The organism is Labrys miyagiensis, from assembly GCF_030160835.1.
In the GTDB taxonomy this organism is placed as follows: domain Bacteria; phylum Pseudomonadota; class Alphaproteobacteria; order Rhizobiales; family Labraceae; genus Labrys; species Labrys miyagiensis.
In genome coordinates this window covers 34,783-58,345 of the sequence record NZ_BSPC01000059.1, presented here as the reverse complement: position 1 = coordinate 58,345, position 23,563 = coordinate 34,783, and the positions used below count along the sequence as shown (strand labels likewise).

Here is a 23,563-nt window from a genome sequence, read left to right as displayed (position 1 = left end):
GGCGTTCTAGATGTGAATTGCGCGCCCCTCGACCGCCAGGGCAGCCTCCCTCACCGCCTCCGACATGGTCGGATGGGCATGGCAGGTGCGGCCGAGATCCTCCGAGGAACCGCCGAATTCCATGAGAACAACGGCCTCGTGAATCATCTCGCCGGCCCCGGCGCCAAGGATGTGGGCGCCGAGCACGCGGTCGGTCGTGGCATCCGCCAGGAACTTGACGAAGCCTTCGGTGGTGCGGTTGGCGCGGGCGCGGCCGTTGGCGGTGAAGGGGAACTTGCCGACCTTGTAGGCGATGCCCGCGGCCTTGAGCTCCTCCTCGGTCTTCCCCACCGAAGCGATCTCGGGATAGGTGTAGACCACGGCCGGGATGGTGTCGTAGTTCACATGGCCATGCTGCCCGGCCAGGATCTCGGCGATGGCAATGCCCTCATCCTCGCCCTTGTGCGCCAGCATCGGGCCGCGCACCACGTCGCCGATGGCATAGATGCCAGGTATATTGGTGGCGAAATGATCGTCGATCACCACCCGCCCGCGCTCAGTGGCGACACCGGCTTCCTCCAGACCCAGCCCGTCCGTGTAGGGGCGGCGGCCAGTCGAGACCAGCACGATATCGGCCGCGATCGTCTCCTTCTCGCCGCCCGCGACAGGCTCGACCGAAACGACGGCACCCGTAGCACTGGTGGTCACGCCGGTGACCTTAGTGGCGAGCTTGAACGCCATGCCCTGGCGGCTGAACAGGCGCTGAGCCTGCTTGGCTACCTCGCCATCCATGCCGGGCAGGATGCGGTCAAGGAACTCGACCACGGTGACCTCGGCGCCGAGGCGACGCCATACCGAGCCAAGTTCCAGGCCGATCACGCCGGCGCCGATGACGACGAGCTTCTTCGGCACGCCGGCAAGTTCCAGCGCACCGGTGGAGGAGACCACGATCTTCTCGTCGATAGTCACCCCCGGCAGCTGGGCAACGTCGGAGCCGGTGGCGATCACGATCGACTTGGTGTCCACGGTCTGCTTGGAGCCGTCATCGGCCGTGACCTCGACCTTGCCGGCACCAAGGACCTTGCCCTTGCCGCGATAGGCAGTGATCTTGTTCTTCTTGAACAGGAAGGCGACGCCCTGGACATTGGCGTCCACCGTTTCCTGCTTGTGCTTCATCATCTGGGCGAGGTTGAGCACGGGCGCCGGCACCTCGATGCCGAAGGCCTTGAAGCCGTGGCCGGCCTCGTCGAAAAGCTCGGAAGCGTGCAGCAGCGCCTTGGAGGGGATGCAGCCGATATTCAGGCAGGTGCCGCCATAGGTGGCGTTCTTCTCGACCACGGCGACATTGAGCCCGAGCTGGGCCGCGCGGATGGCACAGACATAGCCGCCGGGGCCGGTGCCGATAACAACGAGATCATGGGTGGGCATGGGGAAGTGCTCTTTCAAACGGGGGGCGGGTCTTCAGACCCGGCTCTTTCATGTGAAGGGCGGAACAGGCGGGTCTGAAGACCCGCCCCCCAATCGCATCACAAGTCCAGCACAAGCCTCGCCGGATCCTCCAGGCTTTCTTTGACGCGAACCAGGAAGGTCACCGCCTCCTTGCCGTCGATGATGCGGTGATCATAGGAGAGCGCCAGATACATCATCGGGCGGGCCACGATCTGGCCGCCGACCACCATCGGGCGTTCCTGGATCTTGTGCATGCCGAGGATGGCCGACTGCGGAGCGTTCAGGATCGGAGTCGACATCAGCGAGCCATAGACGCCGCCATTCGAGATGGTGAAGGTGCCACCCTGCATCTCCTCGATCTTGAGTTGGCCGTCGCGGGCGCGCTTGCCGAAATCGGCGATGGCCTTCTCGATAGCGGCGAGGCCGAGCGTCTCGGCATCGCGGATGATGGGGACCACCAGCCCCTTGTCGGTGCCGACGGCGACACCGATGTGGCAGTAGTTCTTGTAGATGATGTCCTGTCCGTCGATCTCGGCATTGACGGCCGGCATCTCCTTGAGAGCCTGCGTCACGGCGCGCACGAAGAAGGACATGAAGCCGAGCTTCACGCCATGCTTCTTCTCGAACAGGTCCTTGTACTGGTTACGCAGCGCCATGACGTGGGTCATGTCGACCTCGTTGAAGGTCGTCAGCATGGCGGCATTGGCCTGCGCCTCCTTGAGGCGGCGGGCAATGGTCTGGCGCAGCTTGGTCATGCGCACGCGTTCTTCGCGGGCAGCGTCGGCGGCAGGCGACGGCACGCGCGGCGCGGCGGGAACAGGGGCGGGCGCGGGCGCTGGAGCGGCGACGGGGGCCGGAGCGGTAGGCTTGGGCGCTTCGGCCGTAAGCACATCGCCCTTCAGAACTTGGCCACGGCGGCCGGAGCCTTCGATCTCGGCCACGTTGAGGCCGCGGTCGGCAGCGATCTTGGCGGCGGCGGGCGATGCCGGCATGGCGGTTGCGGGAGCGGCGGCGGGCGCCGGAGTTGCCGCCGGAGCGGGCACGGTTGGAGCCGCGGCAGGGGCCGGCGCGGCAACAGCAGCGCCACCAGCCTCGACGGAGCCCAGCAAAGCGCCGACGCCCACCGTCTCACCGGTCTTGGCCAGGATTTCACCCAGCACGCCGGCGGCGGGTGCGTTGACCTCCAGCGTCACCTTGTCGGTTTCGAGCTCGAGCAAGGGCTCGTCCACCTTCACGGCATCGCCAGGCTTTTTGAACCATTTGCCGATCGTGGCTTCCGTGACCGATTCGCCGAGGGTCGGCACCTTGATTTCCGTCGCCATATTTTTTGCGCCCCGTGCGGGGTTCCTCTTCTAGCCATGGCGTTTTGCGATCCGATGGAGTCATCAGGAACGCAAAGACGCGTTAAAACAAGGAGCTAGAGCAATGGGCGTTTACGGGTAAACGCCCATTGCTCTAGGGGTTTGCATGGAGCAGGCGGCGCCCGGAAACGGCCTGCATCATGGGTAGTATCTCATGGGAAAAGCCGGCGCCGGAGCTGAGGACGGGATCCCCGTCCAAGATCTCACGCACCTTGGCCTCGTCCGCGGCCTCGAAAATGGCGAGCCCCCAAGGCCCCTTGGGATCGCCCACCGGTCCGAACAGGATGACGCTGCCCTCCTCCGCCCATTGGCGCAGATAGGCGCCATGCCGCCCCATCATCTCGCGCTCCGCTTCCGTCATGTCGAAGGCGAAGGTCGGGCGCGGGGCGATGAGCCGGCAAACGAAGAAGGGCATGGTCTCTCCCGTCAGATGGTCAGCGCTTCGTCGGTGAAGGCCTGCAACTGGAACAGATGCTTGGACATCAGGCCCGTGGCCGTGGCCGCCGAAGCCGGACGCCCGGCATAAGCGGCGCGCTTGGCCTTGGTTCCGGCCTGGCCGAGCACCCATTCGAGATACGGCTCGACGAAGGACCAGGAGCCCATGTTCTTGGGCTCTTCCTGGCACCAGACCACATCCGCCTTGCGGAAGCGCGACAGCTCGGCGGCCAGCGACTTCAGCGGGAAGGGATAGAGCTGCTCGACGCGCATCAGATAGATGTCGTCGATGCCCCGCTTCTCGCGTTCGTCGAGCAGGTCGTAATAGACCTTGCCGGTGCACAGCACGACGCGCCGGATCTTCTCGTCCGCCACCAGCTTGGTGGTGGAGGTGCCGAACTGGGCATCGTCCCACAGGATGCGGTGGAAGGTCGTATCGGCCCCGAGCTCGCTGAGCCTGGAGACGCAGCGCTTGTGGCGCAGCAGCGACTTCGGCGTCATCAGGATCAGGGGCTTGCGGATGTCGCGCTTGAGCTGGCGGCGGAGAATGTGGAAGTAGTTCGCCGGCGTCGTGCAGTTGGCGACCTGCATGTTGTCCTCGGCGCACATCTGCAGGAAGCGTTCGAGGCGCGCGGAGGAGTGCTCCGGCCCTTGCCCTTCATAGCCATGCGGCAGCAGGCAGACCAAGCCGGACAGGCGCAGCCATTTGCGCTCGCCCGAGGAGATGAACTGGTCGAACACCACCTGCGCGCCGTTGGCGAAGTCGCCGAACTGCGCTTCCCACAAGGTCAGCGCCTTCGGCTCGGCCAGCGAATAGCCATACTCGAAGCCAAGCACGGCCTCTTCGGAGAGCATCGAGTTGATGACCTCGTATCTGCCCTGGCCCTCGCGGATGTTCTTCAGCGGGGTGTAGCGTTTCTCGGTCTCCTGGTCGATCAGCACCGAATGGCGCTGCGAGAAGGTGCCGCGCTCGCAGTCCTGGCCTGAGAGCCGCACGCGATGGCCCTCGTCGCAGAGCGTGCCGAAGGCCAGCGCCTCAGCCGTCGCCCAGTCGAGCCCTTCGCCCATCTCGATCATCTTGCGCCGCGTTTCCATGAAGCGCTGGATGGTCTTGTGGACATGGAAGCCTTCCGGCGTCCTGGTCAGCGCCATGCCGATATTGGTCAGCTTGGCGCCGTCGACGCCGGTGGCGCCGCGGCGCGGATCGTCGTCGGTGGCGCCGATCGCCTTGAGGCCGGCCCATTGGCCGTCGAGCCAGTCGGCCTTGTTGGGCTTGTAGGCCTGGCCGGCCTCATATTCGGCCTCTAGGCGCGCCCGCCAGTCGGACTTCATCTTGTCGACTTCGCCGGCCGTCACGACGCCGGCCTCGATCAGGCGCTGCGAGTAGATCTCGACCACGCCCGGATGCGAGCGAATCTTCTTGTACATCAGCGGCTGGGTGAAGCCCGGCTCGTCGCCTTCGTTGTGACCGAATCGGCGATAGCAGAACATGTCGATGACCACGGGCTTGTGGAAGGTCTGCCGGAATTCGGTGGCGATCTTGGCTGCAAACACGACCGCTTCCGGATCATCGCCATTCACATGGAAGATCGGTGCCTCGATCATCTTCGCCACGTCGGAGGGATAGGGCGAGGAGCGCGAATAGCGCGGGTAGGTGGTGAAGCCGATCTGGTTGTTGATGATGAAATGCATCGAGCCGCCGGTGCGGTGGCCCTTCAGGCCCGACAAGCCCAGGCATTCGGCCACCACGCCCTGGCCGGCGAAAGCGGCATCGCCATGGATCAGCAGCGGCATCACCGTCGATCGGGCGTTGACGTCGTCATGCTGGTCCTGCTTGGCGCGCACCTTGCCGAGCACCACGGGATCGACGATCTCCAGATGCGAGGGGTTGGCGGTGAGCGACAGATGCACCTTGTTGCCGTCGAATTCGCGGTCCGAGGAAGCACCCAGATGGTACTTCACGTCGCCCGAGCCTTCCACATCGTCGGGCGTGTAGGAACCGCCCTTGAATTCGTGGAAGATGGCGCGATGCGGCTTGCCCAGCACCTGCGCGAGCACGTTGAGGCGGCCGCGATGGGCCATGCCCAGCACGATGTCCTGCACGCCGAGGGCGCCGCCACGCTTGATGATCTGCTCCAGCGCCGGAACGGCCGACTCCGAACCATCGAGGCCGAAGCGCTTGGTGCCGGTATATTTGACGTCGATGAACTTCTCGAAGCCCTCGGCCTCGATCAGCTTGTTGAGGATGGCGCGCTTGCCCTCGCGGGTGAAGGAGATCTCCTTGTCCGTGCCCTCGATGCGCTGCTGGATCCAGGCCTTCTGGGTGGGATCGGAGACATGCATGAACTCGACGCCGAGCGTCGAGCAATAGGTGCGCTTGAGGATTACCTCGATCTCGTGGATGGAGGCGAATTCGAGCCCCAGCACGTGATCGATGAAGATCTTGCGATCGAGGTCGTTCTCCGAGAAGCCATAGGTCTGAGGATGCAGTTCCTCATGGTCGCGGGGCGCCTGCAGGCCGAGCGGATCGAGATTGGCGAAGAGATGGCCGCGCATGCGGTAGGCGCGGATGAGCATGATGGCGCGCACCGAATCGCGCGTGGCCTGCAGCACCGCCTCGGGGGTGATGGTGGCACCCTGATCCTGGGCCTTGGCCTTGATCTTCTCGCCGACCTTCTTCTCGACCTGGCCCCAATTGCCGTCGAGGGCGGAGACGAGCTCGCCATTGGCGGCGATCGGCCAGTTGGGCCTGGCCCAGCTGGCACCGCGCGCGTTCTTCTCGACTATCGCCTTGTCGTCGGCGAGGCCGGCGAAGAAGGAAGCCCATTCGCCGGTCACCGAAGACGGGTTGTCCTCGTAGCGCGCGTAGAGATCCTCGAGATAGGCGGCGTCGCCTCCATAGGCAAAGCCTCGCCCGTTCAGTTCGTCTTGACGATCCATCGTCCTTTTCCTTCGAACTGGAGGGGCGATCACCGATCGCCCGCCCTTCCGGCATACTCGTCGCTTCAAGAAGGGCGATTGGTAATCGCCCCTCCGTCGGCACGTTCTCAGCCCTTCAAAAGTTCACTCAACGTCGTGCCCAGGCGCGCCGGCGACGGCGAAACCCGCACGCCGGCCGCTTCCAGAGCCGCGATCTTCGAGCCGGCATCACCCTTGCCGCCCGAGATGATGGCGCCGGCATGGCCCATGCGTCGTCCGGGAGGCGCGGTGCGTCCAGCTACGAAACCGACCGTCGGCTTCTTGCGGCCGCGCTTGGCCTCGTCGATCAGGAACTGCGCCGCGTCTTCCTCGGCCGAGCCGCCGATCTCACCGATCATGACGATCGAATGGGTGTCGGGGTCACCGAGAAAAAGCTCAAGCATGTCAATGAATTCGGTGCCCTTGACGGGGTCGCCGCCGATGCCCACGGCCGTGGTCTGGCCAAGGCCCTCATTCGAGGTCTGGAACACTGCTTCATAGGTAAGCGTTCCCGAGCGGGATACAATGCCCACCGACCCCTTGCGGAAGATGTTGCCGGGCATGATGCCGATCTTGCATTCGTCCGAGGTCATCACGCCCGGGCAGTTCGGCCCGATCAGGCGCGACTTGGAGCCCGACAGCGACCGCTTGACCTTGATCATGTCGGCGACCGGGATGCCTTCGGTGATGCAGACGATCAGCGGGATCTCGGCATCGATGGCCTCGCAGATCGCGTCCGCCGCGCCCGGCGGCGGCACGTAGATCACGGAAGCGTCGGCGCCCGTGGCATGGCGTGCCTCGGCGACCGTGTCGAACACCGGCAGGCCCAGATGCTGCGAACCGCCCTTGCCGGGCGAGGTGCCGCCGACCATCTGCGTGCCATATTTGATGGCCTGCTCGGAATGGAAGGTGCCGTTTTTGCCGGTGAAGCCCTGGCAGATGACGCGGGTGTTCTTGTTGATCAGGATGGACATTACTTGGTTTCCCGGACGGCTTTGACAATCTTCTGGGCGGCATCGTCGAGATCATCAGCGGCGATGACGTTCAGGCCGGATTCGCGGATGATCTGCTTGCCGAGCTCGACATTGGTGCCTTCGAGCCGCACCACCAGCGGGATGGTGAGGCCGACTTCCTGCACCGCTGCGATCACGCCCTCGGCGATGACGTCGCAGCGCATGATGCCGCCAAAGATGTTGACCAGGATGCCCTTCACCTGCGGGTCGGCGGTGATGATCTTGAACGCCGCCGTCACCTTCTCCTTGCTGGCGCCGCCGCCGACATCGAGGAAATTCGCCGGCTCCTCGCCATAGAGCTTGATGATGTCGAGCGTCGCCATGGCAAGGCCGGCGCCGTTGACCATGCAGCCGATCGAGCCGTCGAGAGCGATATAGGAGAGGTCGTAGCGCGAGGCCTCGATCTCCTTGGGATCCTCCTCGGTCTCGTCGCGCAGGGCCACGATATCGGGATGGCGATAGAGGGCGTTGGAGTCAAAGCTGATCTTGGCGTCCAGGCATTTGAGCTGGTTGTCCTGGGTGACGATCAGCGGGTTGATCTCCAGCATCGCCATGTCCTTGGCGACGAAGGCGGCATAGAGCTTGGTGGTGAGGCCAACCGCCTGCTTGGCGAGATCGCCGGAAAGGCCGAGCGCCTTGGCCACCGCCAGGCCGTGATGGGGCATCACGCCGGTCGCAGGGTCGACCGAGAAGGTGATGATCTTCTCGGGGCTGTCATGGGCCACCTTCTCGATATCCATGCCGCCCTCGGTGGAGACCACGAAAGCGACGCGGCTGGTCTCGCGGTCGACAAGCATGGACAGATAGAATTCCCTCTCGATGTCAGAGCCGTCCTCGATATAGAGGCGGTTGACCTGCTTGCCGGCCGGACCGGTCTGCACCGTCACCAGCGTGTTACCGAGCATCTCGGCGGCATTGGCCTTGACCTCGTCGATCGACTTGGCGAGGCGCACGCCACCCTTGGCTTCGGGAGGCAGTTCCTTGAACTTGCCCTTGCCACGGCCGCCGGCATGGATCTGCGACTTCACCACATAAAGCGGGCCGGGCAGGTCCTGGGCGGCGCGGACGGCTTCCTCGACCGTGAGCGCCGCGCCGCCGCGCGACACAGGCAGGCCGAATTCCTTCAGCACGGCCTTGGCCTGGTATTCGTGGATGTTCATGGCATTGGGCTCCGGTGGCGGGCAGGATCAGGCGAGCGAAGGGGCGATGGTCTTGCAGGCGTCGACCAGCGACTTCACCGCGTTGACCGACTTCTCGAATCCGGCGCGCTCTTCCTTGTCGAGCTGGATCTCGACGATGCGTTCGACACCACCGGCGCCGAGCACCACGGGCACGCCGACATAGAGATCCTTGACGCCATACTGTCCGTTGAGCTGGGCGGCGCAGGGCAGCACGCGCTTCTTGTCCTTCAGATAGCTCTCGGCCATCACGATGGCGGAGGCGGCTGGCGCATAGAACGCAGAGCCGGTCTTCAGGAGGTTGACGATCTCGGCGCCGCCGTCGCGGGTGCGCTGCACGATCTCGGCGAGGCGGGCCTCGGTGATCCAGCCCATCTTGATCAGGTCTGGCAGCGGGATGCCGGCGACGGTGGAGTAGCGCACCGACGGCACCATGGTGTCGCCATGGCCGCCGAGCACGAAGGCCGTGACGTCCTCCACCGAGACGTTGAACTCGTCGGCGAGGAAATGGCGGAAGCGCGAGGAGTCGAGCACGCCGGCCATGCCAACGACCTTATGGGCGGGCAGGCCGCAGGACTTCTGCAGCGCCCAGACCATGGCGTCGAGCGGGTTGGTGATGCAGATGACGAAGGCGTCCTTGGCATATTTAGCGATGCCCGCGCCCACCTGCTCCATGACCTTGAGATTGATGGAGAGGAGATCGTCGCGGCTCATGCCGGGCTTGCGCGGCACGCCGGCGGTGACGATGACGACGTCGGCGCCCTTGATGCCCTCATAGCTCTGGGTGCCGGCGAACTTGGCATCGAAACCATCGACCGGGGAGGCTTCGGCGATGTCGAGTGCCTTGCCCTGAGGTACGCCTTCCATCACGTCGAAAAGCACGATGTCGCCCAGTTCCTTCAGACCGGCGAGAAGTGCAAGCGTGCCACCGATCTGTCCCGCCCCGATAAGAGCGATCTTGCTACGTGCCATAACGTAATGTCCCTGAGATATCAGCCGAAGGTGAAGTCGTCCCCACCTCCGATAGCCCCTTTGGGAGCCCGGTTCAAGCTTCAGAGAACAAGTGCAGAATCGCCCGAAGGCACCTAATCCGCCTGCGGCTGTAATCGTAATTAAATCTTTTAATATCAATATTTTACCTCTAATTTACGAGAGATAAAAACTGCACGAAAAGGATCAATATTGGTCGTTACAAATTTCATATTTTGTAACATGTAACAGGGTTTTGAAGATTTGAATGCTGAAATCCCTGTTCCAACTTTGCCATCCATGGGCCATTATGGATGAAAGTATTGCAACAAAGAAAAGGCAGACATCCTCGTCGGTTGCAAACCGAATGGCAGTTCAACCCCGCCGCCGAAGTTCCGTGGGACTCACCCCAAAATAGAGCCGGAAATTGCGGCTGAAATTGGCAGGGTCGAGGAAGCCGCAGCGCATGCCTATTTCGGCGATCGAGATTTCTGGCAGCAGGCTCTCGATCATGACCCGCGCCTGCTTGAGGCGCGTTTCGCGGATGACCGCCGAGATGGTCAGGCCATATTCGGCAAAGGCCCGGTAGAGCTTGGCACGCGAGCAGCCGAGCGCGGTGGCGAGCATCTCCGGACCGAGCAGGGCGTTGGAGAGGCTCGCCTGGATGACGTTGAGCGCCGCCAGCAGAAGGCCCCGCGGCCCGTTCTCCTCGTCGAGCACTTCTTTCTTGTCGGCCCTGCGCAGGGCCATGGTGACGAGATCGACGGTGTTCTGCAGCATGATGGCTCTGTCGGCCTCGCAGAGCGTGCCGGCCAGTTCGCCGAGCAGGCGCATCTGCGACGCCAGGAAGGGCGCCAGCGCCGACTTGCCCACGATCTCAGCCAGAATGGCGGAAGGCGGCACTGGGGCGCCCAGCGCCGCCTCGAGCACACGCCGGCGCATGGCGATCACCACCCCGCGGCTCCTGGAGCAGCGCACCAGGCTGTCGCGGCCGGCGTCATAGGCAAAGAACTGGCCGGGGCCGGTGATGGTGCGATAGTCCCCCTCTGCATGCTGGCGCTCGCCATCGATGAGCAGGCCGAGCGATGCGTCGTCCCAGCCGTCGCTGCGCCGCCCGGCTTGCGTCCGTTCGCCCGACAGGGCGTCACTCTGGTAGGAAAACAGGCTGGCGGTTGGCCCAACCAGTCCGGATGCGGCAGCCTGGAAGCCTTCGGGCGAATCGTAGCGGCGGGGATGGCCGTCGATATCGTAAAGCGCGATATGCCGCCAGAATTCGTAGCGGTTCTTCGGGCGTTCGTGGGCCGTATCGAGGGAAAGGAATACGGTTGTGCGCGGCAGGCCATGGCGTTCGGGCGACCAGCGCCCCTTGGAAGGCTGCCACCGCCACAATTGACTGTCCCAGGGCCCTTCCGCCCGGATCGATCTGTTCGGTTCGAAGCTTTCGTGCATCGCGACTTTCCAGACGATACAGCAGGGGACTGACGCGGCTATGCGCCTTCCTCAGCTGAGATTCTCTACACACGTTGTTTCGCAAGACGGAATAAAATGCTCCCTTGCGGTATGCCATGTCACGTTAATGTCACGCTCCCGCAATTCGTTGTTGATGCGCATCACGCCGTCGACGCTACTCGACCGTTCCTTTATCCCTGCAATCTGAATGCGCAATATACGCCCCTATGCTGCCAACGATAGCAAATTACGCAACGGCATCAAATCGAAAGAATAACGTCCGGCATTCGCATTGCTCCAAGTCGGTCAAAAATTCCCCTGACATTCACCCCCTCCGCCTCGTCGTGGGGCCGCGATCCGATAGTAAAATCTGGCTTTGCGTAAGCAGGATGCCACCAAAAAAAGCCTGTCTCCTCTGGGGCTCTTCACGCTGGCTACAGGGCTGCGATGAACATCCCGTATAAGGTCTTCCAACGCGTCATGCTTTCTCAGCGATAGTTCTTGCCGATTTCCCTCCCCGAGTGGGAGGAGGTTGTCTCACATCCGTAGTGCAAGGTTCATTCAACGGCACCCGGCAATCGGCCGTGACAGACAATCCCCGGCGGGCTACAAGGCGCCCGGATTTCTTGGAGATTGTGATGCGTCCTTCCCGCCGTGCGCCCGATGAGCTGCGCCCCGTTTCGATCGAGCGCAATGTCGCCCGCTATGCCGAAGGCTCCTGCCTGATCAAGTTCGGCGAAACCCATGTGCTGTGCACGGCGAGCCTGGAAGAAAAGCCGCCGGCCTGGCTGCGTGGCACCGGCAAGGGCTGGGTCACGGCCGAATATGCCATGCTGCCGCGCGCCACGCATGAGCGCACCCGGCGCGAATCGACCTCCGGCAAGCCCTCGGGCCGCACCCAGGAGATCCAGCGCCTGGTCGGCCGCTCCCTGCGCGCCGTCGTCGACCTGGTGCGCCTGGGCGAAAAGCAGATCACCATCGATTGCGACGTGCTGCAGGCCGATGGCGGCACCCGCACCGCCTCGATCACCGGCGGCTTCATCGCCCTGCAGGAATGCGTACGCTGGATGATGGAACGCAAGATGCTCACCGTCAGCCCGATCAAGGACCATGTCGCGGCCATCTCCTGCGGCATTTCCAAGGGGGTGGCGGTGCTCGACCTCGATTATGTCGAGGATTCGGAAGCGATGACGGACGCCAATTTCGTGATGACAGGCGCCGGCGGCCTGGTCGAGATCCAGGGCACGGCCGAGGGCGCACCCTTCAGCGAGGCGCAGTTCCTCGAAATGCTGGCGCTGGCGCGCAAGGGCATCGGCGAACTGGTCGACCTCCAGAAGAAGGCCGTCGCCTGATGGGCCGCCGCCTATCGGGCAGGCTGGTGCTGGCCACGCACAACAATGGCAAGCTCGCCGAATTCCAGGCCCTGATGTCGCCGTTTGGCGTGGATGTCGTCTCGGTCGGCCAGCTCGGCCTGCCGGTGCCGGAGGAGACCGGCACGACCTTCGTGGAGAACGCCCGCATCAAGGCGCTCGCCGCGCTGGAAGCCACCGGCCTGCCGGCGCTGGCCGACGATTCGGGCCTCTGCATCGAGGCCCTGCGCGGCGCTCCAGGCGTCTACACGGCGGACTGGGCCGGCCCGGCCCGCAGCTGGGACGTCGCCATGCAGAAGGCGCAGGACGAGCTCCTCGCCGTCGGCGCCGCCGCGCCGGCGCAGCGCCGCGGCACTTTCGTCTCCGTGCTCACCTTGGTCTGGCCCGACGGCCACAGCGAGACCTTCGAGGGCCGCGCCGAGGGCACGCTGGTCTGGCCGACCCGGGGCGCCCACGGCCATGGCTACGACCCGATGTTCCAGCCCGACGGCTCGGACCAGACCTTCGCCGAAATGCCGGAAGCCGAGAAGAACAAGATCTCGCACCGGGCCAGGTCGTTCCAGCAGCTGGCGGCGGCCTGCCTGAAATAACCGGGAGCGCGGACATCTTGTCCGCTCTTCCTTTTGTCGTCGAACGTAACTTTTCCTAGAGCGGACAAGATGTCCGCGCTCCCGGCATTGACAAGAGCCCTCGCTTATACGATCTACCCCTTCGGCCAAGAGGCCTGCAGGAGGTTACCCATGACGGAAGATAGCAGCGTTCGGGAGGCGTGCTGAGCTCCCGTCAGATCGTCGCGCCTCCCTCGCCAGCCCTCGGTATCGCGGATACCGCCCTGGCATGATCCCAGAAAATGAAGCCTGCTGAACGCCACGCAATCCATGCGTGCGCCATCATGCGGCTTTTGTCTTCGGCCCGGCGCAGCGGCTTGCGGCCGCGCGTCCTTTCGGGGCAAAGCGATGAGAACTCATATCCGCAATATCGGCATCATGGCCCATATCGATGCCGGCAAGACCACCCTTACCGAACGCATCCTGTTCGATACCGGCAGGCTGCACAGGATCGGCGAAGTGCATGACGGCACCGCCGAGCTGGACTGGCGTGCGCTCGAAAAGAAGCACGGCATCACCATCTCCTCGGCGGCGACCTCCTGCGGCTGGAACGGCCACCAGATCACCATCCTCGACACGCCCGGCCATGCCGACTTCACCATCGAGGTCGAGCAGTCGCTGCGCGTACTGGACGGTGCGGTGGCCCTGTTCTCGGCCGTCGCAGGCGTGCAGCCACAGTCGGAAGCGGTGTGGCGGCAGGCCGACAGGCTCGGCGTGCCACGCATCGCCTTCGTCAACAAGATGGACCAGCCCGGCGCCAATTTCGATCGCGTCGTGGCCGAGATCGGCGAGCGCCTGCCCGCGACCCCACTGGCAGTGCAGATGCCGATCGGCTCGGAAGGCGACTTCCGGGGCGTGGTGGATCTTGTCGGCCTCACGGCCTGGACCTGGGACAAGGGCGAGACGCATCCGCGCGCCGTCGCCCTGCCCGAACAGTTGGTCGCCCTCGCCATCGGCCGCCGCCGTGCGCTCGTCGAGCGCCTGGCCGAGGCTGACGACGAGGCGATGGCCCTCTATCTGGAGAAGGACGATGACATCGACGCTGGGATCCTCAAGGAGTTGATCCGCAAGGCGACGCTCGCCGGCCGGATCACGGCGGTGCTCTGCGGTTCGGCCGCGCGCAATATCGGCATCCAGCCCTTGCTGGACGCGGTGGTGGACTATTGTCCCTCGCCGGCCGATCGTGCCGAGGTCGAAGGGCGGGATCTTGCGACTGGCAAGGCCATCCCGCTTGCTCCCGACGAGCAGGCGCGCGTGGTCGCTCTGGTCTCCAAGATCCAGGCGAGCCGCTTCGGCACGCTCGCCTTCATCCGCCTCTATGCCGGGCGGCTGCGGCGCGGCCAGACCCTGCTCAACGCCTCGACGGGGCAGAGCGAGCGGGTCGGCCGCATCCTGCGCATGCATGCGGCGGAGGAGACCGAGATCGAGGAGGCCATGGCGGGCGACATCGTCGCGGTAACAGGCCTCAAGGCGGCGCGCTCCGGGGAAACCCTGTGCGATCCGGCGAGACCTGTGCTGCTCGCCGGCTTCCAGACGCCGGAACCGGTGATCGAAGCGGTGATCGAGCCGCTCGTGGCGGCCGATCGCGAAAAGCTCGGCGAGGCGCTCGCCTTGATGGCGCGCGAGGACCCGTCGCTGCGGGTTTCGGTCGATGCCGAGACCGGCGAGACGCTGCTACGCGGCATGGGCGAACTGCACCTTGCCATCGCGCTCGAAAGCCTGATGGACGAGGCCGGCATCCCGGCGCGTCTGGGGCCGCCCAGCGTCGCCTATCGCGAGGCCATCACGGCGCGGACCGAGATCGACCATATGCTGCGCAAGCAGAATGGCGGCTCGGGCCAGTTCGCCCGCCTGCGCCTGGCCTTCGAGCCGGTGCCCTCGGACCAGCACGGCCTCGTCTTCGAGAACCGCGTGGTCGGCGGCGCCGTGCCGAAGGCTTATCTGCCGGCGATCGAGAAGGCGCTCAGGAGTTGCCTGCAGGAAGGTGGCCTTGCCGGCTACCCGCTTGTCGGCCTCAAGGCGGAGTTGCTCGACGGCGCGGTGCATGAGAAGGATTCGTCCGCGCTGGCCTTCGAGATCGCCACCCGAGAAGCCTTCCGGCTCGCCTTTCCGCAGGCCGCACCGGTTCTGCTCGAACCGGTGATGCGGGTGGAGATCGCGACGCCGGCCGAAGCGATCGGCGCCATCATCGGCGACCTCCAGTCCCGGCGCGGCACGATCGTCGGGTCGGCCGAAGCCCGTGGCCTGCATGAGATCGTGGCCCATGTGCCGCTGGCGAACCTGTTCAACTATGTGAACCGGCTTCGCTCGCTGTCCCAGGGCCGCGCCGGCTTCACCATGCGCCTCGATCGCTACGCCACCGTGCCCAAGGCGTTGGCGGAGAAGATCATCGAGGCAGCCGGCTGAAGACTCGACGCCGGGCGGGGAAGCCTGCCCGGCGTTTGCGCACCCGCCGATCACGGGCTCGCCAACAGATCCCGGAAGGCCCTGAAAGCAGGCGACGGCTCGCCGCGCCGCCGGATGAGCAGCGTGTCGATCAGGCCGAGGCTGTGGTGGCCGACGTTCCTGCCGCCGGGCAGCAGGTCGAGCACCGAGCGCGGCATGACGCCGATGGCATTGCCCGCCGCCACGCTCGCCAGCATGGCGTGGTAGGAGCCGACCTGCTGGACTGGCAAAGCGGAAGGCGCATGACGCAGCCAAAGCTCCGCCATGCGGCGGTAGGTGCAGCCAGCCTCGAGAGCGGCGAGCTTCTTCACCTTGAGATCGGCCGCGCTTTCCACGGGTGGATGGCCTGATGGCAGCACGATCAGCAATTCCTCGCGGAAGATGGTTTCGCCGTCGAGCGCGTCGGGATCATAGCCGGTGTCGATGACGGCGCCATCGACGGGTCCCGAAGGCTGGCCGATCAGCGCGCAGTCGAGGTCATGGGCCAGCACGCCCTTCACGAGCGGCCGGGTCGCGCCGGTGCTGAGCTGCAAGGAGACCGCCGGCCAGCGCCCATGGAAACGCGACAGCACGCTCGGCAAGCGGCTCGCTGCCGTACTCTCCATGCTGCCCACCCGGAACAGGCCTGCCGGCGCCGAAGGCTTCAGCGCCTCCCGCGCTTCCAAAGCGAGAGCGGCCAGGCGGTTGGCATAGCCGAGGAAGGTCGCGCCTTCATGCGTCAGGTCCATGCGCTTGCCTTCGCGGCTGAACAGGCGCACGCCGAGATCGTGCTCGAGCTGCTGGATGCGGGTCGTCACATTGGAGGGCGCCCGCCCCAGTACGCCGGCGGCCCGTGTGACGCTGTGAGCGGCCGCGACGGCCCGGAAGATATCGAGGGAGGCGAGGTCCATCGTCATTCTCAAAATAAGAATGATAATTCAATACAATTCTTAATATCGAAATGATAGATCCTTTCTCGGCAGCCAGCAGGGCAGGAGGAGATGCAGCATGTGGCCTGATCGGCGAATCCAGGATCTCCTGGGCATCGAGCTCCCCATCATACAGGCGCCCATGGCGGGGCCCGTATGGTCGGACATGGTGATCGAGGTGGCCGAGGCCGGCGGGCTCGGTTCCCTGCCCTGCGCCACGATCACGGTGGACCAGGTGCGCAGCGAACTCGGCATCATCCGCCAGCGCACGGCAAAACCGATCAATGTCAATTTCTTCTGCCACACGCCGCCGGTGCCGGATGCCCCGCGTGAAACCGGCTGGCGCAAGCGGCTGGAGTCTTACTATCTCGAAGCCGGCCTCGATCCGAATGGTCCTGTCCCGGTCTCGAACCGCGCGCCCTTCGACGATACGCTCTGCGGCCTCGTCGAGGACTACAGGCCGGAGGTCGTCAGCTTCCATTTCGGCCTGCCGGAGCGCAGCCTGCTCGACCGCGTCAGGGCGACGGGCGCGAAGATCCTCTCCTCCGCCACCACGGTGGAGGAGGCGCGCTGGCTGGAGGACCATGGCTGCGATGCCGTCATCGCCCAGGGCTTCGAGGCAGGCGGCCATCGCGGCATTTTCCTCGACGACGATCTGTCCACGCAGGTCGGCACCTTCGCCCTGGTGCCCCAGATCGTGGATGCCGTGAAGGTGCCCGTGATTGCCTCGGGCGGCATCTCGGACGCCCGAGGCATCGTGGCGGCCTTCGCACTGGGCGCCGCTGCGGTGCAGATCGGCACCGCCTATCTCTTCACGCCGCAAGCCCGCCTGCCGGCGCCCCATCGCGCCGCCCTGCATGGTGAGCAGGCCGACAGGACGGCGTTGACCAATCTCTTCACCGGCCGCCCGGCCCGCGGCATCGTCAACCGCCTGATGCGCGAGGTCGGCCCGATCTCCGATCTCGCCCCGGCCTTCCCGCTGGCCGGCGGGGCACTGATGCCCCTACGCGCCAAGACAGAGAAGGAGGGCTCGGGCGATTTCATGTCGCTGTGGGCCGGTCAGGCGGCGAAGCTCTGCCGTGACGCGCCTTCGGCAGGGAAACTCACGCGGGTGCTGGCCGAGGAGGCACTGAAGCGGTTTGCCGGGCTGGCGGCGTAGCACCCTGGGACCGCCGGCTTTCCAGCCGGCTCTTCTTCTCCGGCGAACTCTGTGTTTCCAAGATGCCGGCTGGAAAGCCGGCGGTCCCAGGGTGCTATCCCCTCATATCGATCGGCTCGCCACCCCACTCGATGTCATGGGTGGCGATGGCCCGAAGCGGGACACGCCGACGCGCGCTTTCAAGAACCTGCTGTGCCAGCGTCCCGAGTGTCCGGCCCTTGAATCCCGCCAGCACGTCCCGCGCCCTGGCATGATCCCGCCGCCAGGCGCCGATGCGTCCGAAGCGCTGGCGCGGCAAGGCGATCAGCACCATGGCGAGGCCCAGCATGGCCGGCCCGTCCGGCGCGGCCAGCGCCCCGGCTTGCGCCTCGCCCGTCAGGCAGGCGGCGAAACCCGGCGTCCCCGCCAGCAGATGCACGCCACTAGTGGCGCGCGGGTTGCACTCGATCGGCAGCAGGCGGCCATCGGGCGTGCGTATCGCATCGAAGGCGATCTGGCCGGTATAGGCCAGGGCCCCCGTCACGCGCCGGACCAGCGCCTCCCCATCCGGCGCCGCGACGGGCTCGAAGTAGAAGCTCGAAGCCCTGCCGAGACGATAGAGCGGGCGATAGGCGCAGAAGGCGTCCAGGCGTCCGGCGCTGGCCACGGCATAGAGGCAGAACTCCTCACCCTGCAGGCGCTCCTGCGCCACCCAAGGTCGCTGTGGCGTCGGGCTTACGCGGTCCGGACGTTCGCCCACCAGGGTCTCCGTGCCGAAGCGCGAGAAGGCCGGCTTGAACACGAGATCCCTGGCAAGGGGAGCGAGGGCCATGGCCTGTTCCCGGCTTTCGAGAAGCTGCGTGTGCGGCACCGGCAGCCCAAGGCCGGCGGCGAGGGTAATGAAGGCGTGCTTGTCGTGCAATCGTCGCAAGGTCTCGAAGCCGGGCGCAAAGAGCGGGAGGGCGTGGCCCTGCTCCCGGGCTGCCGCGAGATAGAACACCTCCTCGCAGGTCGGAATGACCCGCTCGATGCCCTCGCGTGCCACGAGTTCGGCAACGGCGCGAGCGAAGGCGGCCGGCTGCTGCCGGGGCGGCGGCAGGCGGTGCCGCCGCACGCCTCTCACGCCGCCGGCGAGGTCAAAGGGACCGGAATCGGCTGTGTGCACCTGATGTCCGGCAGCCAGCAGCAGCCTGGCGATCTCGACGGCGACGGGGGCGCGGGCACCGGTGACGAGAAGGCGCATGGCTCAGGCGTCCCACCTTGAATATGAATCACCAAGAATCGCAAAATGCTTTGGTACCCGTTGCGCAGTCCGCAAGGCCGCCTTGCTTGAATGCATTTTGCCTTAGGCGCGGCTGGCGCCGGCCCCGCGCAGAGCGGTCCGTACCAGCATCTGGCCGACCTTCCGGGCCGAACTGCCGACCGAGACGGTTGAGAGCTTATCCTCCTGGTCGAGCGAAGCCAGGCCATGGAGACCGGCCCACAGGCCGACGATCAGTTCGGCACAGTCCTCCCGGCTGAGATGGGGCAGCAGCGGCGCGAAGGCGGCCACGACATGGCCGACCAGCGTATCGACGCCCTCGCGATACCAGTCCGGCACGCGATAATCGCGCGGCAGATGATGCTCGAACAGCGCGCGCCAGGCGGCATTGTTCAGTTCGAGGAAATCGAAATAGACATCGACGAGGGCCGAAGGCCGCCAATCCGGCTGCCCGAACACCGCCTCCTCCAGCACCGCATCGAGGCGGGCGATGGTCTCGGCGTTGAGATGCAGCACGATGTCGTCGAAGTCGCAGAAGTGGTTGTAGATGGTGCCGACGGAGCAGTTGACCGCCGAGGCGATGGTACGGATCGACAGGCCGCGGAAGCCCTGCTGCTGGATGATGTCGCGCGCCGCATCGAGAATGCGCTGACGGGTCGCGTCCTGGCGCGCCTGTGCCCGGCTCTGCCGCACCGTACCGGTACTCATGCGCCCCTCCCACAGCTTGAACAGCGTTCATTTTGGTGATATCAAAAAAATGAACACTGTTCAATGTTGGCGACATGACGCTCGACGACCCCATGCGGATGGAAGCCAGAGGCGTGACGGAGGCCGCTCCCGACATCTCGCCCGCAAGACGGCTCCAGGCGCGTATCCGCATCGCCGGCACCGGCGTCTACATGCCTGCCACCCGGCGCAGCAGCGCCGATATCGACCGCATGCTCGGCCGGACCGTCGGCCGCACCGAAAAACGCACGGGAATCGCCGAGCGGCCGGTCGCCGATGCCGAATCCTCCAGCTTCATGGCGGCCGAGGCGGCGCGTGGCGCCCTTGCTGCAGCCGGGCTCCCCGCTGGCGGGCTCGACATGATCCTGTCCGCCTCCTCGATCCCCGAGCAGTTGATCCCGGCCATGGCGCCGCTGGTGCAGGCGCGGCTGGGGCTCGGCAAATCCGGCATTCCCTGCTTCGACGTCAATGCGAGCTGCCTGAGCTTCGTCACCGCCTTCGACCTCGCCGCCCAGATGATCGAAGCCGGACGTTGCAGCCGCATCCTGATCGTCTCCAGCGAAATTGCCTCGCGCGGCCTGCCCTGGCGCCAGGACCCGGACACGGCTGCCATGTTTGGCGATGGCGCCGCCGCCGCGGTGATCGGCCCCACCGAGGGGCGGCAGGGCGGCCTCGTCGCCTCGCTGATGGAAAGCTGGAGCGAGGGCTATCACGATTGCGAGGTGCCGGCCGGCGGCACGCGCTATGACCTCCACCGCGACACCAGATCCTTCATCGACAGCGCCTTCTTCCGCATGGACGGCAAGGCGGCCTATCGCCTGGCCGCGCGGGTAGTGGCGCCCTTCCTCGATAGGCTGCTCGCCAAGGCCGGCTGGCGGCTCGCCGATGTCGACCTCGTGGTGCCCCACCAGGCGAGCCGGGGCGCCATCGACCATCTCAGCGGCCGGCTCGGTATTCCCAGGGGCAAGATCGTCGACATTCTGGCTGCTCACGGCAACCAGATCGCCGCCTCCATCCCCACGGCCCTGCACCATGCCTTCGCCGGCGGCCGCATCGGCAGAGGCAGCCGCGTGCTGGTGCTCGGCACCTCGGCGGGCTTTTCCGTCGGCGGCCTCTGCCTCGAAATGCCATGAAGATCGCCATCACCGGCGCCACCGGCTTTGCCGGGCGCAATTTGGTCCGCCTTGCCGCGGAACGAGGCCATGAGGTGGTCGCCACGGCGCGCGGCATCACCGGCCCCGGCGATTTCCAGGGCCAGGCCCGCTTCCTTCAGGCCGATCTCGGCGACGAGGCGGCTCTGCGGGCAACCTTCGCTGGCTGCGATGCCGTGATCCACCTGGCGGCCCTCTCTGCGCCATGGGGCCGGACCAGCGATTTCGAACGTGTCAATGTCGCCGGCACGCGCCATGTCGTGCGCGCCGCAGAGGCGGCCGGGATAGGCCGTCTCGTGCATGTCTCCTCCAGCAGCGTCTACTTCGCCTTCGAGGACCACCTCGATCTCCGCGAGGACGCCACGCTGCCGCCCCCCGTCAACGCCTATGCCGCCACCAAGCGCGCTTCGGAGGACGAGGCGTGGCGCTTCAGCGGCACTGTCTTCATTGCCCGCCCCCGCGCCATTTTCGGCCCTGGCGATACGCAACTCCTGCCCCGCTTCCTCGCCGCCGCGCGCCGGGGCCCGCTGCCGCTGCTGCGGGGAGGCCGGGCCATGACCGATCTCACCTTCGTGGACACACATTCGCACGCGCTGCTCGCCATGGCCGAAGCGCCCGCCGAACTCGCGGGCACCTACAATGTCTCGCAGGGCGAACCTGTCGTCCTGCGCGATATGGTGGAGCGGCTGCTCGGCGGCCTCGGTGTGCCGGTGCGCTGGCGCAGCCTGCCCGCGCCCCTCGCCTTCGCGGGAGCGCATCTCCTCGAAACGCTCTGCCGGCTCGATCCCAAGGGGCGCGAACCGCCCGTGACGGTTTACGGACTCGGCCTGTTGAGCTATTCGCTCACGCTTAATTTACGCCAGATGAGGCAAAAGCTTGATTGGCGGCCTCCCATAGGTCTCGATGAAGCGTTGGAGCGAACCATTCGCGCTGCTGCCTAGAGCAAAATGCATTCGGGCATAAGCGGACTGCTAGATTAACGAGTTGGTACCAAATGCATTTTGCGGCTCCGGGTGATTCGATCTGAAAGTAAAACGCGCTAGAACGATATGAAGATCCGGTTCCCCATTTGCGCCCGTATTCGCGCCTCCGCCCGCCTGGTGGACCCCACCGCCGGCTGGGAGCGCATGGATGTGCCTATCCGCTACGGCCTCGTCGAGCATGCAAGGGAAGGCCTGGTGCTCGTGGATACCGGCTACAGCGAAGATCTCTATCGCTCGCATTCCCTGGCTCTGTGGTTCTACCGTTCCCTGCTGCGCCCGAAGCTGATGCCCGAAGGCGCTGTCGGGGCTCAACTCGCCGCCATCGGCGCCGGGCCGGAGGACGTCCGCCACATCATCCTCACCCATCTGCACGCGGACCATATCTGCGGGCTCGACCGCTTCCGCAATGCCACGCTGCACGCTTCCGCCGCCACGCTGGAGCTGTGGTCGCGCCGCCCCTCCTGGCGTGACTCCGGCCATGCCCTCTTCCGCGGCCTCCTGCCGGCGCAATCGGCCTTTGCCTGCCGCACGCTCGAGCACGCGCCGGAGGCGCCTCTGCCATGGGGCGGCAGCGGCCACGACATCTTCGGCGACGGCTCGATGATCTCCGTCGACCTGCCCGGCCATATGGAAGGCCATATCGGCATCTATTTTGCGGATGAGAATTGCCTCTACGCTGTCGATGCGGCCTGGACGATGGCGGCGATCGTGAAGGAGCCGCGCCTGCCCTGGATTGCCCGGCTGATCACGCCGGACCGCCCAGCCGCCTTGCGCAGCCTTGCCGTCACCCGCGCCGCCCATGCCAGCGGCGTGACCATCCGCCTCTGCCACGACCCCGAGCCGGCCTGATGTCTCCCGCCCTCGCCATCCTCAAGGCTTACGCCGCCAAACGCTGGACCCTGGCCAAGCTCAGGACGAAGCAGGACGTCAAAAGACGTCAGGACAAGCTGCTGGCGAGCCTGCTCGATTACGCCGGCGCCAACATCCCCTTCTACAAACGCCATGCCGGCAAACATTTCGCCTATTGGCCTGTTATCGACAAGGCTCAGACCCTCGCCCATTTCTCCGAACTCAATGCCCACCGCGTGACGGCCGAGCAAGCCTGGGACGTCGCGGAGAAGAGCTTGGCCGAGGCCAATCATTCCGGCCGCCTCGGCGATCTCACCATCGGCACCAGCTCCGGCACCTCGGGCAATCGGGGCCTGTTTCTGATCAGTGAAGCAGAGCGTTATCAGTGGCTTGGCTCGATTCTGGCCCGAACGCTACCCGACTTTCCCTTCACCCGGCACCGCATCGCCGTGATGATGGCCACGGGCAATGCGCTCTACGAGACGACCCAGCAATCCGGCCGGCTCGCCTTCGGCTTCTATGATTTGCGCCACGGCATCGCCACGCATCGCGAGGCCATGGAGGCCTTCGCGCCCGACGTGCTGGTGGCGCCGCCCAAGGCTCTTCGCGCCGTGGCTGAGCAGAACTTTCAAATTAAGCCGGCTCATATCTTCGCGGGCGGCGAAGTCCTCGACCCTCTCGACGCGATACCGGTGACCAGCCGATATGGCGCCATGCCGCGCTCGATCTACCAGGCAACCGAGGGCTTCATCGGCATTACCTGCCGCTACGGCATGATCCACCTCAACGAGGACGACATGCTGATCGAACGCGAGCCAGTGGAGGGACATCCCGACCGCTTCATCCCGATCATTACCGATCTGCGCCGGCGCGCCCAGGCCATGATCCGCTACCGCCTCAACGACATCCTGGTGCTGTCGCCCTATCGCTGCGCCTGCGGCTCGCCGCTGCAGGCGATCGACCGCATCGAGGGGCGCTGCGACGATGTCATCGAGGTTGCGGAGGGCGTCACCTTGATGCCGGAAGCCATCCGCGTCGCCATTCTCGACGCCGAACGGCGCCTCGACGATTTCCGCTTCGAGCAGATCGGACACCGCCGCTTTCGCGTGCGCCTGCCCTATGATGCACCGGAGGAGAGCGAGGAACGAGTAGGCGCCGCCTTGCGGAGCCTGCTCGAGCAGCACGGCGGAAACGGCATCGCCATCCAGATGGCCCGGGGCATCCACGAACCCATTGCCGGCAAACTACGCCGCATTCGCCGTATCAATCCGAGCGCGCCAGCCTCTCAGGCGGGGGCCATGCAGCGCGAATGGATGTGACCGTCGGCGGGCCG

General features: G+C 65.5%; 19 protein-coding genes. 8 read left to right on the top strand and 11 right to left on the bottom strand.

Annotation, left to right across the window (positions count from 1 at the left end; all coding sequences use genetic code 11):
- Positions 1-6: 6 nt before the first annotated feature.
- The 8 genes from lpdA to QQL24_RS26395 form a co-directional block, all read right to left on the bottom strand.
- Positions 7-1,407, bottom strand: coding sequence for a dihydrolipoyl dehydrogenase (lpdA, locus tag QQL24_RS26430; protein ID WP_284315290.1), 1,401 nt, complete (start codon positions 1,405-1,407; stop codon positions 7-9).
- Positions 1,408-1,505: 98 nt separating this feature from the next.
- Entirely contained in the window at positions 1,506-2,750 is a 1,245-nt protein-coding gene (gene odhB / locus QQL24_RS26425) for a 2-oxoglutarate dehydrogenase complex dihydrolipoyllysine-residue succinyltransferase (RefSeq protein ID WP_284315289.1), read from the bottom strand.
- Positions 2,751-2,883: 133 nt separating this feature from the next.
- A complete protein-coding gene (locus QQL24_RS26420) occupies positions 2,884-3,204 on the bottom strand; it encodes a YciI family protein (RefSeq protein WP_284315288.1) in 321 nt (106 codons plus the stop codon).
- Positions 3,205-3,215: 11 nt separating this feature from the next.
- Complete coding sequence (locus tag QQL24_RS26415; RefSeq protein WP_284315287.1) at positions 3,216-6,164, bottom strand: 2-oxoglutarate dehydrogenase E1 component; 2,949 nt, start codon at positions 6,162-6,164, stop codon at positions 3,216-3,218.
- Between the two features lie 107 nt (positions 6,165-6,271).
- A complete protein-coding gene (gene sucD, locus QQL24_RS26410; protein ID WP_284315286.1) occupies positions 6,272-7,156 on the bottom strand; it encodes a succinate--CoA ligase subunit alpha in 885 nt (294 codons plus the stop codon).
- A complete protein-coding gene (sucC, locus tag QQL24_RS26405) occupies positions 7,156-8,355 on the bottom strand; it encodes an ADP-forming succinate--CoA ligase subunit beta (protein WP_284315285.1) in 1,200 nt (399 codons plus the stop codon). The genes sucD and sucC overlap by 1 nt, the downstream gene beginning before the upstream one ends.
- A 27-nt stretch (positions 8,356-8,382) precedes the next feature.
- Positions 8,383-9,345 (bottom strand): malate dehydrogenase, encoded by a 963-nt coding sequence (mdh, locus tag QQL24_RS26400; protein WP_284315284.1) that lies wholly within the window; start codon positions 9,343-9,345, stop codon positions 8,383-8,385.
- A gap of 372 nt (positions 9,346-9,717) precedes the next feature.
- Complete coding sequence (locus QQL24_RS26395) at positions 9,718-10,791, bottom strand: helix-turn-helix transcriptional regulator (protein WP_284315283.1); 1,074 nt, start codon at positions 10,789-10,791, stop codon at positions 9,718-9,720.
- Positions 10,792-11,429: 638 nt separating this feature from the next.
- Between QQL24_RS26395 and rph the strand changes: the two genes are divergently transcribed.
- From rph to fusA, 3 genes are all read left to right on the top strand, one after another.
- Positions 11,430-12,143: a ribonuclease PH gene (gene rph, locus QQL24_RS26390; RefSeq protein ID WP_284315282.1), complete on the top strand. Its 714-nt coding sequence runs from the start codon at positions 11,430-11,432 to the stop codon at positions 12,141-12,143.
- Positions 12,143-12,751: an RdgB/HAM1 family non-canonical purine NTP pyrophosphatase gene (gene rdgB, locus QQL24_RS26385; RefSeq protein ID WP_284315281.1), complete on the top strand. Its 609-nt coding sequence runs from the start codon at positions 12,143-12,145 to the stop codon at positions 12,749-12,751. Before rph ends, rdgB begins: the two co-directional genes overlap by 1 nt.
- 366 nt (positions 12,752-13,117) lie before the next feature.
- The gene (gene fusA / locus QQL24_RS26380) at positions 13,118-15,175 is read left to right on the top strand and encodes an elongation factor G (RefSeq protein WP_284315280.1); all 2,058 of its coding nucleotides are present in this window, start codon (positions 13,118-13,120) and stop codon (positions 15,173-15,175) included.
- Positions 15,176-15,225: 50 nt separating this feature from the next.
- Here the strand turns inward: fusA and QQL24_RS26375 are convergent, their stop codons facing one another.
- Positions 15,226-16,104 carry a LysR family transcriptional regulator gene (locus tag QQL24_RS26375; protein WP_284315279.1) on the bottom strand — a complete coding sequence of 293 codons (879 nt, stop codon included), beginning with the start codon at positions 16,102-16,104 and terminating at the stop codon, positions 15,226-15,228.
- A 97-nt stretch (positions 16,105-16,201) separates the two neighbouring features.
- Between QQL24_RS26375 and QQL24_RS26370 the strand changes: the two genes are divergently transcribed.
- Positions 16,202-17,281, top strand: a complete 1,080-nt coding sequence (locus QQL24_RS26370; RefSeq protein ID WP_284315278.1) for an NAD(P)H-dependent flavin oxidoreductase — start codon at positions 16,202-16,204, stop codon at positions 17,279-17,281.
- 94 nt (positions 17,282-17,375) lie between these two features.
- On the opposite strand, the gene QQL24_RS26365 is transcribed toward QQL24_RS26370, so the two are convergent.
- Positions 17,376-18,503: an ATP-grasp domain-containing protein gene (locus QQL24_RS26365; protein ID WP_284315277.1), complete on the bottom strand. Its 1,128-nt coding sequence runs from the start codon at positions 18,501-18,503 to the stop codon at positions 17,376-17,378.
- 102 nt (positions 18,504-18,605) lie between these two features.
- Positions 18,606-19,229 carry a TetR/AcrR family transcriptional regulator gene (locus QQL24_RS26360; protein ID WP_284315276.1) on the bottom strand — a complete coding sequence of 208 codons (624 nt, stop codon included), beginning with the start codon at positions 19,227-19,229 and terminating at the stop codon, positions 18,606-18,608.
- 74 nt (positions 19,230-19,303) lie between these two features.
- Between QQL24_RS26360 and QQL24_RS26355 the strand changes: the two genes are divergently transcribed.
- The 4 genes from QQL24_RS26355 (at position 19,304) to QQL24_RS26340 (ending at position 23,549) form a co-directional block, all read left to right on the top strand.
- Complete coding sequence (locus QQL24_RS26355; RefSeq protein ID WP_284315275.1) at positions 19,304-20,380, top strand: 3-oxoacyl-[acyl-carrier-protein] synthase III C-terminal domain-containing protein; 1,077 nt, start codon at positions 19,304-19,306, stop codon at positions 20,378-20,380.
- Entirely contained in the window at positions 20,377-21,339 is a 963-nt protein-coding gene (locus QQL24_RS26350) for an NAD-dependent epimerase/dehydratase family protein (protein ID WP_284315274.1), read from the top strand. The genes QQL24_RS26355 and QQL24_RS26350 overlap by 4 nt, the downstream gene beginning before the upstream one ends.
- A gap of 108 nt (positions 21,340-21,447) precedes the next feature.
- A complete protein-coding gene (locus tag QQL24_RS26345) occupies positions 21,448-22,230 on the top strand; it encodes an MBL fold metallo-hydrolase (RefSeq protein WP_284315273.1) in 783 nt (260 codons plus the stop codon).
- Positions 22,230-23,549, top strand: a complete 1,320-nt coding sequence (locus tag QQL24_RS26340; protein ID WP_284315272.1) for a F390 synthetase-related protein — start codon at positions 22,230-22,232, stop codon at positions 23,547-23,549. The genes QQL24_RS26345 and QQL24_RS26340 overlap by 1 nt, the downstream gene beginning before the upstream one ends.
- Positions 23,550-23,563: the final 14 nt, after the last annotated feature.